This is a genomic window from Aeromonas sp. NJAU223 (genome assembly GCF_051125555.1).
In the GTDB taxonomy this organism is placed as follows: Bacteria; Pseudomonadota; Gammaproteobacteria; order Enterobacterales; family Aeromonadaceae; genus Aeromonas; species Aeromonas veronii_G.
In genome coordinates, this window is record NZ_CP144204.1 from 2,018,403 (window position 1) to 2,029,701 (window position 11,299).

The following is an 11,299-nucleotide window of genomic DNA, read 5'->3' on the forward strand; positions in this document are numbered from 1 at the left end:
GGGCGCCGGTTTGCATGACTGCTTGAGCAGGGGGAGGCTTACACCACGCCCTGAGTGCGCAGGTAATCCTCATAGGTACCGCCGAAGTCGCGGATGCCGTTCTCGGTCAGCTCCAGGATCCGGGTCGCCAGGGAGGAGACGAACTCGCGGTCGTGGGAGACGAAGATGAGGGTGCCCTGATACATCTCCAGCGCCAAGTTCAAGGATTCGATAGATTCCATGTCCAGGTGGTTGGTCGGCTCATCCATGATCAGGATGTTGGGGCGCTGCATCATCAGCTTGCCGAACAGCATGCGGCCCTGTTCACCACCGGAGAGCACCTTGACCGGCTTCTTGATGTCGTCCTGGGAGAACAGCAGGCGACCCAGCACGGAGCGCACCGCCTGTTCGTCTTCGTTGGCCTGCTTCCACTGGGCCATCCAGTCGAACACGTTGAGATCGGTGTCGAAGTCTTCCGCGTGATCCTGAGCGTAGTAGCCGATCTGGGCATTCTCGGACCACTTGATGGTGCCGGTATCCGGTGCCAGTGAGCCGACCAGGGTCTTGATCAGGGTGGATTTACCGATGCCGTTGGTACCCAGGATGGCGACCTTCTCGCCCACTTCCAGCATCATGTTGAGGCCCTTGAACAGGGGAGCCTCGCCATAACCCTTGGAGACGCCTTCCACTTCCAGGATGTTGCGATAGAGCTTCTTCTCCTGCTCGAAGCGGATGAAGGGGTTCTGACGGCTGGAGACCTTCACTTCTTCAATCTTGATCTTGTCGATCTGCTTGAGGCGAGACGTCGCCTGGCTGGACTTGGAGGCGTTGGCGCTGAAGCGGGAGACGAAGGACTGCAAGTCGGCAATCTGGGCCTTCTTCTTGGCGTTGTCGGCGATCAGACGCTCACGAGCCTGGGTGGCCGCGGTCATGTACTCGTCGTAGTTGCCCGGGTAGACCCGCAGCTCGCCGTAATCCAGATCCGCCATGTGGGTGCAGACGGAGTTCAGGAAGTGACGGTCGTGAGAGATGATGATCATGGTGCTCTCGCGATCGTTGAGCACCTGCTCCAGCCAGCGAATGGTGTTGATGTCCAGGTTGTTGGTCGGTTCGTCCAGCAGCAGGATATCGGGGTTGGAGAACAGCGCTTGTGCCAACAGCACCCGCAGCTTCCAGCCCGGCGCCACTTCGCTCATGGGGCCGTTGTGCTGTTCGATGGGGATGCCGGCGCCCAGCAGCAGCTCGCCAGCGCGGGATTCGGCGGTGTACCCGTCGTACTCGGCGACTAGGCCTTCGAGCTCGGCGGCCTTCATGTAGTCGTCGTCGGTCGCTTCCAGGTTCGCATAGATGGCGTCACGCTCGGCGATGGCGGCCCACAGCTCGATGTGGCCCATCATGACCACGTCCAGCACGCGCATCTCTTCGTAGGCGAACTGATCCTGGCGCAGCTTACCGATACGCTCATTGACGTCCAGGCTCACATTACCGCCAGTGGGCTCCAGATCGCCGCCGAGGATCTTCATGAAGGTGGACTTGCCACAGCCGTTTGCGCCGATGAGGCCGTAGCGGTTGCCGCCGCCAAACTTGACGCTGATGTTCTCAAACAGCGGCTTGGCGCCGAACTGCATGGTGATGTTGTTGCTTGAAAGCACTGGAATGTCCCGGTTGGTCTGTCAAATGGCGCGCATTATGGCACAGATCCCCCGAAAGTTTTAGCGAGAACTGTGATCTGGCGCTATTGCATGCAGGCCGCAGGAGTGAGGACGAAGGGATTGGCGTCCGGAGAGGAGGATCACAGAACAACAAGGAAGAGATGAGGGGTCAGAGAAGAGAAAAAGCCGGCACTGGGCCGGCTTGGAAACAAAGTGACGGGCTTAGTGGGAGCTGGCGCTGGCGGCACCGAGCCCGGTCTGGGAGCGCACGAACTGCGGGAAGAACTTCGCATGTTCGTCGCTGGCATTTTGGGACTTGTCGGTCACCGAGAAGAACCAGATCCCGATGAAGGCGATGGCCATGGAGAAGAGGGCCGGATACTCGTACGGATAGATGGGCTCGGCATGACCCAGCACCTTCACCCAGATGGTGGGGCCCAGGATCATCAGGGTAACCGCGCTCACCAGCCCCATCCAGCCACCGTAGACGGCACCGCGCGTCGTCAGGCGAGACCAGAACATGGAGAGGAAGAGCACCGGGAAGTTGCAGCTTGCCGCGATGGAGAAGGCCAGACCCACCATGAAGGCGATGTTCTGCTTCTCGAACAGGATGCCGAGACCGATGGCGACCACACCCAGTACCAGGGTCGTCATCTTGGAGACCCGCAGCTCGTCCACCTCGTTGGCCTTGCCCTTCTTCAGCACGCAGGCATAGAGGTCGTGGGAGACCGCAGACGCACCCGCCAGGGTGAGGCCGGCGACCACCGCAAGGATGGTGGCGAAGGCCACGGCGCTGATGAAGCCGAGGAACAGGCTGCCACCCACGGCATCGGCCAGGTGCACGGCCGCCATGTTGGTACCGCCCAGCAGGGCGCCGGTGGCGTCCTTGAAGGCTGGATTGGTGCTGACCAGCAGGATGGCACCAAAGCCGATGATGAAGGTCAGGATGTAGAAGTAGCCGATGAAACCGGTGGCGTAGAATACCGACTTGCGGGCTTCCTTGGCGTCACCCACGGTGAAGAAGCGCATCAGGATGTGGGGCAGGCCGGCGGTGCCGAACATCAATGCCAGTCCCAGCGAGATGGCGGAGATGGGGTCGGAGACCAGGCCGCCCGGGCTCATGATGGCGATGCCGTTGGCGTGTACCTTGACCGCTTCGCTGAACAGGGCGCCGATGTCGAAGTTGACGGACTTCATCACCATGATGGCCATGAAGGAGGCGCCGGAGAGCAGCATCACCGCCTTGATGATCTGTACCCAGGTGGTGGCCAGCATGCCGCCAAACAGCACGTAGAGCACCATCAGGATCCCGACCAGTACCACGGCGATGTGATATTGCAGGCCGAACAGGAGCTCGATGAGCTTGCCGGCACCGACCATCTGGGCGATGAGGTAGAGGGCCACCACCACCAGGGAACCGCTGGCGGAGAGGGTACGTACCTCGGTCTGCTTGAGGCGGTAGGAGGCGACGTCGGCGAAGGTGTACTTGCCGAGGTTGCGCAGCCGCTCAGCGATGAGGAATAGGATGATGGGCCAGCCCACCAGGAAGCCGATGGAGTAGATGAGGCCGTCATAGCCCGAGGTGTAGACCAGGGCGGAGATACCGAGGAAGGAGGCAGCGGACATGTAGTCACCGGCGATGGCCAGGCCATTCTGGAAGCCGGTGATGCGCCCGCCGGCGGCGTAGTAGTCGGAGGCCGAGCGGTTGCGCTTGGAGGCCCAGTAGGTGATGAACAGGGTGGCGGCCACGAAGGCAACGAACATGACGATGGCCGGCACGTTGAGGGGCTGGCGCTGCACCTCGCCCGTCAGCGCATCGGCCGCCAGCAGGGGGGTGGAGAGAAGGCCGCCGAGCAGCAGCAAGGCGGTCTGTTTCATGGAGATGCCGCTCATGATTGAACTCCCTTGAGGATCTGGTTGTTCAGCTCGTCAAACTCGCCGTTGGCGCGATAGACATAGATGCCGGTCAGCACGAAGGAGGAGAGGATGAGACCCACCCCCACCGGGATGCCACGGGTGATGGCAGACCCTTCACTCAGCGGCGTGCCGAGCCAGCCGGGGGCGAAGGCGATGAGCAGGATGAATGCCAGGTAGAGCCCCAGCATCAGGATGGAGAGGGTCCAGGCGAAGCGTTGGCGTTTGCTGACCAACTCCTGGAAGATAGGATCTTGCTGGATCCTCAGATAGCGTTGCTGTTCCATTGCAGTTCTCCGTGACGGTTGTGTCGACTGTGTGTGAACTTGTCCCTACCGAGCAGGAGGCCTGCTCATGTAACTGAAATGTGAATTAAATGTTATTTGTCGACAATTAGACTTTGGGATAAGTCAGGGGGCCGCCCCGGGTGAGGCGCAGGAAGATGAGGCCCGCGGCGGCGGCATCCGCCAGGGCGTCGTGGGCGGGCAGGGGCGGCAGGGCAAGATGCTCGCAGATGGCGGCCAGGTGCAGATCGATGACGGCATCGGGGTGGCGGCGGTAGATCTTGTCGTGATAAAGGCGGCTCACCTCTATGCCGCGCTGGGGCAGGTGCAGCCCCCAGCGCTGATGGCAGGCCAGGTTGAGGATGCGAAGGTCATAGGCAATGTGGTAGCCCACCAGTTCCCGTGGCCCGATAAAGGCCAACAGCTGGCACAGGGCCTCCTCGAGGGGCAGCCCCTCCTGCAGATCCTGATGGCGCAGGCCGTGGATGGCGACCGATTGCCCGTTGAGGCTGGCGGGGGCCTGTACCTTGAGGGAGAGCGCCTCGCCGGTGAGCAGCCGGTTGCCCTCGATGCGCACGGCGCCGATGGCGACGATCTCGGCGCGCTTAGGATCCAGGCTGGTGGTCTCGAAATCCAGCGCCACCCACTCATCCGCCGGGGGCGGGCCGAACAGGGGGGCGAACTCCCCCTGACGAAAGTGGCGGCCATGCCAGCGTCTGCGCCCGTGCTGCCAGAGACTCATGTTCCGCTCACTGCCTTAGACGAAAGTGGATGCCGAGCCACTGCTGGAACTTTTTCACCTGATGCAGGGCGTGGCGCAGCAGATCCCGTTCCCCGTGACCGAGCGTTTCCACTCTCACCCTGTTTTCTCCCTTGAGCTGACTGGCGAGCCGCAGGCGAATGAAGAGCCGAAACGCCTCCGCCAGGTTGGCGCCATAGTCCTGGCTGAGTCGTCCCTGGGCCACCAATGCCTCGATGCGTCCCAGGGTGGAAGTCTCCAGCACCCCGGCCTCCAGGGCCAGCACGCGCAAGCCATGAACCAGGGGGAAGAGGCCGCCGCGCTTGAGATCCAGCCCCTCCGGTGCCTGCTCAAGGCGCCCGAAGAGAGTCAGGGGGGTGTGAAAGGCGACCGCCGCCCTCGCCATCTCCGCCAGCAGATCGGGCCGCTCCGAGAGTGCGGTTCGCAGATGTCGGGCAAGGGGGGGCAGCAGGTTGCGATCCCCGGCGATGGCCTGGGCATCGGCCAGGGTCGCCAGCCAGAGCAGGTCGTCCTCGCTGGCCCTGTGGCAGGCTTGTTCGATGTTGTCCTGCCACTGGCTGGTCTCCCTGGTCCAGGCCGGATTGCTGACCATCACATGGCCGGGGCAGGGGGGATAGCCGAGGCGAGCCAGCAGGGCGCTGAAGGCGGCGAGATCGCGCGCCCTGTCCGGCCAGTGCAGCCCGGTTTGCAGGATCAGGGCATTGTCCTGATCGCTCTTCTGGATCTGCTCGCCACGCCCCTCCGAGCCCAGCATCAGCAGGCATACCTTGTCTTGTACCTCGGCCGGGATCACCAGGGTGAAGGCCTTGGCGATCAGCTGCTCGTTGATGGTGGCGACGAGGCGCATCAGAAAGAGGGTGTGGATCCCCTGGGCATGGAGGGTGCGGATGAGCTGTTGCTGCTCCCGGGCGACAGCCTCCAGGGAGGCGGGATCATCTGCCCGGGCGATGCGCAGGGTCAGCACGTGGGAGTGGGCGGAAAAAAGGCCGAGCACCTGGGTCAGGTGCAGGATGCCTGCCACCTCGTGCCCCTGCCAGACCACCAGTCGCTTGATGCGATGACGGGTCATCAGCAGCAGGGCATCGAACAGATAGCTGCCGAGGGTCAGGCCGATGAGCGGGGCCGGGGTCAGCAGCGAGAGTGGGGCCGAGAGTGGCAGGCCGCTCAGGGTCAGGGCATGGAGCAGGGTCTTGCGGGTGGCGAGGCTCAGGCTGCCATCGGCGGCCGGGTAGAGCAGGCAATCCGTGCCCTTGGCCGCCATGGCCTCGCTGGCGGCCAGCAGGGTGCTGTGCTTGCCGAGCTGCAGGGCGGGTTGCAGATGATGCGGGTCGATGCGGGTCAGGATGAATTCCGCCAGATTCTGCTGGCCAAGCTGGCTGCGCCGCTCCTGCTCGCGCTGGCGCTCGGTCAGGGTGGCGGTGAAGTAGTGGGCAAAGTCGGGATGCCGGGCGCAGAGGTGCTGAAACACGTCCGCGGGAATGAGCTGGCAGAGGCTGTCTTCCAGGGCGTCGAAGCGATGGCGGCAATGGCCATCGAACTGGGCCCGCACATCGAACATGTCCCCCTCTCCGTAGTCGCCGAAGCGCTGGTGAGGGCCGGACTCTTCCACCGCCCCCTTGGTGATGAGGTAGAGGCCGGGCGGGGCTTCCCCTGGGCTCAGCACCGTCTGACCGGCGCGAAAATAGCAGATGCTGAGATGCTGGCCGAGATGGTCGCGCGCCTCTGTATCCAGGCAGTCAAAGGGGGGACGGGCGAAATCGAACAAGAGGGACATGGCTTGTCTCGGCCTGGGGCAGGGAACCTGGTGCCAGTCTGGCAAAGAGGGGTGACGAAAGGCCAGCCGACTTTAGTCGCAGTGGGAGCCAAGCCTCTCTATCCCCGCTGGTAACACTCTGGTAACGTTGTGGTATGACCAGTGTCGATTCACAGGGAGAAGAGAGGACATGGACAAACCAAGGGTCAAGTGGACGATCCGGGACGGCATCGCCGAGGTGCTGTTGAGCCGGGGGGACAAACTCAATGCGCTGGACAGGGTCATGTTCGGGGCCATCGACGAGACACTCATTGAGCTGAGTCAGCACAAGGGGCTGCGGGCGGTGATCCTGCACGGGGAGGGGCGCGCCTTCTGCGCAGGGCTGGATGTGAAATCCATGCTGCGTCAGCCGGTGGCGGCCCTGGACATTCTCAAGCGCGAGGCGGACGAGGCGACCAATCTGGCCCAGCGGGTGGCCTACGGTTGGCACCAGTTGCCGGTACCGGTGATCGCCGTGACGCAGGGGGTCTGCTTCGGCGGTGGCCTGCAGATAGCGCTCGGCGCCGATTTTCGCTTCAGCACGCCGGATTGCCGCTTCTCGGTGATGGAGATCAAGTGGGGCATCATTCCCGACATGAGTGGCAGCGTCACCTTGCGCAATCTGATGGGGGTGGATACCGCCATGGAGCTTGCCATGAGCGGGCGTGAGCTGCTGGCCGCGGAGGCGAAGAGCCTCGGCCTAGTGAGCCGGGTCTGCGATGATCCCCTGGAGGAGGCGCGGGCGTTTGCGCACACCCTCATCACCAAGTCACCGGATGCCCTGGCGGGGATCAAGCAGCTCTATACCCAGGCCTGGGCCCGCAGCGATGAGGCGATGCTCAAAGAAGAGACCCGCTTGCAGCGGCAGATCCTGGGGCGACCCAATCAGTGGCGCGCCACCCTCAACAGCCTGTTTCGCTGGCGCCTGCCGTTCGGACCGAGGCGCAACGCGCTCTAGGGGATAAAAGCCGCCTCATGACGCAGTGTTTACCAAAGAAAAATGGCAGCCAGGGCTGCCATTTTTGATCTCATTCGGTGAGCGGGATCAGGACGGTGTGCGATCCGCCTCGAACGGATGACCGGCTTGCTCCTGCTCCAGGTTTTGCTCGGAGCGACGGCCCGTCCAGTAATCGGCGTTCTTGATGCCGAGCTTTTCCGGGTGGAACACGGGATCCAGCCCTTGGGCTTTTTGTGCCTCATAGTCGCGCAGGCAGACAAAGGCGGTCTTTTGCAGCAGCAAGATGGCACCGATGTTGAGCCAGGCCATCAGGCCGACCCCGATATCCCCCAGACCCCATGCCAGATCGGCGGTCTTGACCGTGCCGTACACCGTGGCCGCCATCAGGCCGATCTTCAGGATGAAGGTGAGCCAGGGGCGGTTGATCTTGCGGTTGATGAAGGCGATGTTGGTCTCGGCGATGTAGTAGTAGGCGACGATGGTGGTGAACGCGAAGAAGAAGAGCGCGATGGCCACGAAGTAGCTACCAAAGCCCGGCATCATGCTCTCCATGGCGGTCTGCACATAGCCAGGGCCCGCGGCCACACCGGCGATACCGGTATAGAGAGCAGCGCCATCCGGACCCTGAACGTTATAAAGCCCGGTAATCAGCAGCATAAAGCCGGTGGCGGAGCAGACAAACAGGGTGTCGATGTAGACGGAGAACGCCTGTACCAGACCCTGCTTGGCCGGGTGGCTCACGGCGGCGGCGGAGGAGGCGTGCGGGCCGGTGCCCTGACCTGCTTCGTTGGAGTAGACCCCGCGTTTGACCCCCCACATGATGGCCAGGCCCAGAATGGCACCGAAACCGGCATCCATCCCGAAGGCACTCTTCCAGATGAGCAGCAGTATGCCCGGCAGCTGACCGATGTTGAGGGCGATGATGACGCAGGCGACGATGATGTAGCCCAGCGCCATGAAGGGCACCACGGTACTGGCGAAGTGAGCGATGCGCTTCACGCCGCCGAAGATGATGAAGCCAAGCAGCATGGCCAGACCCGCGGCGGTGACGTTGGGATCGATATCAAAGGCAGTCTGCAGGCTGGCACCGATGGAGTTGGCCTGTACCCCTGGCAGCAGCACGCCGCAGGCGAAGATGGTGGCGATGGCGAAGGTCCAGGCGTACCACTTGATGCCGAGTCCTTTCTCGATGTAGAAAGCCGGGCCACCGCGGTATTCGCCGTTGATCTTCTCTTTGTAGACCTGACCCAGGGTGGACTCCACGAAGGCGGAGCTGGCGCCAAGGAAGGCAACCATCCACATCCAGAACAGGGCGCCCGGGCCGCCGAAGGTGATGGCGGTGGCGACCCCTGCAATGTTGCCGGTACCGACCCGACCCGCCAGGGTCATGGCCAGCGCCTGGAAGGAAGAGACACCGGCATCGGTACTCTTGCCATCAAACATCAACCGGATCATCTCCTTGATATGACGCAGTTGCAAAAAACGGCTGCGCAGGGAGAAGTAGAGGCCGACTCCCAGGCACAGATAGATGAGCGCTGGGCTCCAGATCACACCATTGATGGCATTGACGATCTCATTCATGTACAACAACTCCTTTGTTGCGCTGTCTTGACGAGGTCTGCGCCTCGTTCCCTAAATTGAATAGTGGGTGACCAAGGGGGTCACACCGATTGACACGGGACTTTCGACTGCAAAGTCCGCGGGTTTTAACATATCGACTTGTGCCAATGCTTCCTAGCGAAATATGTTGCCAAGCCGTTAATTTGTGAATTGACAGTAACAATTGGCAGTGAGTGGTGGACAAGATACGGCGCTTACCCATAGGGCGGAATTTCCCCCAGTGGCCCAGCCATCATGAGGGTGGCTTCCGACATGACCCTGAGTGCCCCTGATAAGGAGAGCAAGTTTGAGGCCAGAAGTGAGATCTCGCGTCATCAAGGATGGAAATGGTTGCATCGTTCGTCTTGCCGAGCAGGGGGATGGTGCCGCCCTCGCGTCCCTGTTCGTCCAGCTGGGTTACCCGGCCCTCGAAGCCGGGGTGAGCCAGGGGTTGATGCAGCCGGATCCGGCGCGGGAGGTGCTGGTGGCCTGCATGGCGGAGGCCGTGGTCGGGGTGCTGGTGTGGCATCACCTGCAACCGCTGCACGTTGCACCCGCCTGGGGCCTCATCTCGGCGCTGGTCGTCGATGATAGTGCAAGGAGCCTCGGGGTCGGGGCCAGGCTGCTGGCGACAGTGGAGGAGCGGGCCCGGGTGGCCGGTTGCATGCAACTGGAGCTCTCCAGCAGTCTCAAGCGGGAGGGGGCGCACCGCTTCTATCTGGGACAGGGTTATCTCGAGCGCCCCAAGCGATTCGTCAAGGTCATCTGAAGTGAAACGGGAGAGTCTGTGTTCTGGTCGAGGTTAAGAAGTGTATTCGGTGTACCAGCCCGGTCGGCGGACAATGCCCCCCAGGCGCTTGAATGGCAGCAGGCGCTGGCCGCCATCCCCATCTTGCAGGGATTCACTCCCGCCGAAGAGCAGCGGCTGACGGCGCTGGCCACCCAGTTTCTGGCCCGCAAGACCCTGACCCAGATCGGGGTCGAGCTCACGGCGCGCCAGCAGGCGGTGCTGGCCCTGCAGGCGGTGTTGCCCATCCTGCATCTGGGGATGGACTGGTATCGCGGTTTTCATGAGGTGATCATCATCCCCGAGCCTGTCACCCGTCGTCAGGAGGTGCAGGACGAGTTCGGGCTGGTGAGCGAGTGGGAAGAGGAGAACGCGGGCGAATCCTGGCCCCAGGGGCCGCTGGTGCTGGCCTGGAGCGAGTTGCAGCAGGACGGGGACTGGGATGGTTTCAACCTGGTGATCCACGAGCTGGCCCACAAGCTCGACATGCTGGGAGGCGATGCGGACGGGGCGCCCCCTTTGCCGAGCGGTATGGAGCAGCAACCCTGGACCCGTGCCCTGCAAAGCGCCTTCGATGAGATGAATGAGCAGCTGGCCCGGGACGAAGTGACCCAGATAGACCCTTATGCGGCCTCGCACCCCGCAGAATTTTTCGCGGTGTGCAGCGAGAGCTTCTTCACCGACCCCTTGCGGCTGCGGGCCGTCTATCCCGCCGTCTACGAGCAGTTCGAGCATTTCTATGGTCAGCAGCCGGCGGCGCGCTTCCCGGCCACCCGTTTGCTGGCGGGGGAGGAGTCCTTGCCCAGCTAGCGGACTGCTTTGACAGGCAAACAAAAAGGCACCCCGAGGGGTGCCTATTTCATCATGGGCGCGCGTCATCGCGAGCCATGCCTGCGGCTTAGGCGGCAGCCTTGAGCTGGACGGCAGCGGCTTTCTTGTGATCACCGATGGGCAGCACGGTGCGGCCGAACTGCTCGTTGATCACGGTGGCCATGGCCAGGTAGATGGCGCTGGCACCACAGATGATGCCTTCGAAACCGGCGATGGTGCCGATCAGGGTGCTGCCGGTGAAGTCACGGGCGGCCAGCAGGAAGAAGAGCACGGTCAGGGAGGCGAACACGAACTGCTTCACGCGGGGGAAGTTGACGGTGCCAACCAGCATGAACAGGGTGAACATGCCCCACATCAGCAGATACCAGCCCATGAAGGCGTGGGGAGTGGCTTCAGCCAGGCCCATGCCAGGCATCATCAACAGGAACACCAGGCTCCACCAGAAGGTGCCGTAGGAGATGAAGGCGGTGACACCGAAGGTGTTGCCACGCTTGTACTCCATGATGCCGGCGATGATCTGGGCGAGACCGCCATAGCACAGGCCCATGGCCAGGATCATGGCACTGATGGGGAAGAAGCCTGCGTTATGGATGTTCAGCAGAATGGTGGTCATACCGAAACCCATCAGACCCAGAGGGGCAGGGTTGGCCAATTTTTCGCTCACGTGTGTTCTCCAACGATAGAGGTGGGGGTTGATAAAAGACGCGCGATTTTAGGCAGCCGCCGACCCCCGGGCAAGGGGG

General features: G+C 62.5%; 10 protein-coding genes. 3 read left to right on the top strand and 7 right to left on the bottom strand.

Translation table 11 applies throughout. The features are described 5' to 3' along the window. Window positions 1-38: 38 nt before the first annotated feature. The 5 genes from VZC39_RS09220 to VZC39_RS09240 all read right to left on the bottom strand — a co-directional run bounded on the left by VZC39_RS09220 (window position 39) and on the right by VZC39_RS09240 (window position 6,363). The gene (locus VZC39_RS09220) at window positions 39-1,631 is read right to left on the bottom strand and encodes an ABC-F family ATPase (protein ID WP_349922091.1); all 1,593 of its coding nucleotides are present in this window, start codon (window positions 1,629-1,631) and stop codon (window positions 39-41) included. Window positions 1,632-1,853: 222 nt separating this feature from the next. Continuing rightward, window positions 1,854-3,509, bottom strand: coding sequence for a cation acetate symporter (locus VZC39_RS09225; RefSeq protein ID WP_349922448.1), 1,656 nt, complete (start codon window positions 3,507-3,509; stop codon window positions 1,854-1,856). A gap of 11 nt (window positions 3,510-3,520) precedes the next feature. Beyond that, complete coding sequence (locus VZC39_RS09230; protein ID WP_434667808.1) at window positions 3,521-3,832, bottom strand: DUF485 domain-containing protein; 312 nt, start codon at window positions 3,830-3,832, stop codon at window positions 3,521-3,523. Window positions 3,833-3,938: 106 nt separating this feature from the next. Continuing rightward, complete coding sequence (locus tag VZC39_RS09235; RefSeq protein ID WP_434667811.1) at window positions 3,939-4,571, bottom strand: 3'-5' exonuclease; 633 nt, start codon at window positions 4,569-4,571, stop codon at window positions 3,939-3,941. A 7-nt stretch (window positions 4,572-4,578) separates the two neighbouring features. Continuing rightward, window positions 4,579-6,363, bottom strand: a complete 1,785-nt coding sequence (locus VZC39_RS09240; RefSeq protein WP_434667814.1) for a putative nucleotidyltransferase substrate binding domain-containing protein — start codon at window positions 6,361-6,363, stop codon at window positions 4,579-4,581. Between the two features lie 169 nt (window positions 6,364-6,532). Here VZC39_RS09240 and VZC39_RS09245 point away from each other — a divergent pair, with 169 nt between their 5' ends. Beyond that, entirely contained in the window at window positions 6,533-7,339 is an 807-nt protein-coding gene (locus VZC39_RS09245) for a crotonase/enoyl-CoA hydratase family protein (RefSeq protein WP_434667817.1), read from the top strand. Between the two features lie 87 nt (window positions 7,340-7,426). Here the strand turns inward: VZC39_RS09245 and VZC39_RS09250 are convergent, their stop codons facing one another. Beyond that, on the bottom strand, window positions 7,427-8,920 hold the full coding sequence (locus tag VZC39_RS09250) for an alanine/glycine:cation symporter family protein (protein ID WP_349922096.1): 1,494 nt from the start codon (window positions 8,918-8,920) through the stop codon (window positions 7,427-7,429). A 373-nt stretch (window positions 8,921-9,293) separates the two neighbouring features. Here VZC39_RS09250 and VZC39_RS09255 point away from each other — a divergent pair, with 373 nt between their 5' ends. After that, on the top strand, window positions 9,294-9,707 hold the full coding sequence (locus VZC39_RS09255; RefSeq protein ID WP_434668441.1) for a GNAT family N-acetyltransferase: 414 nt from the start codon (window positions 9,294-9,296) through the stop codon (window positions 9,705-9,707). 18 nt (window positions 9,708-9,725) lie between these two features. Further along, window positions 9,726-10,535: a zinc-dependent peptidase gene (locus VZC39_RS09260; RefSeq protein ID WP_434667821.1), complete on the top strand. Its 810-nt coding sequence runs from the start codon at window positions 9,726-9,728 to the stop codon at window positions 10,533-10,535. Window positions 10,536-10,623: 88 nt separating this feature from the next. Here the strand turns inward: VZC39_RS09260 and VZC39_RS09265 are convergent, their stop codons facing one another. Beyond that, window positions 10,624-11,220, bottom strand: a complete 597-nt coding sequence (locus VZC39_RS09265; protein ID WP_349922098.1) for an acetate uptake transporter — start codon at window positions 11,218-11,220, stop codon at window positions 10,624-10,626. Window positions 11,221-11,299: the final 79 nt, after the last annotated feature.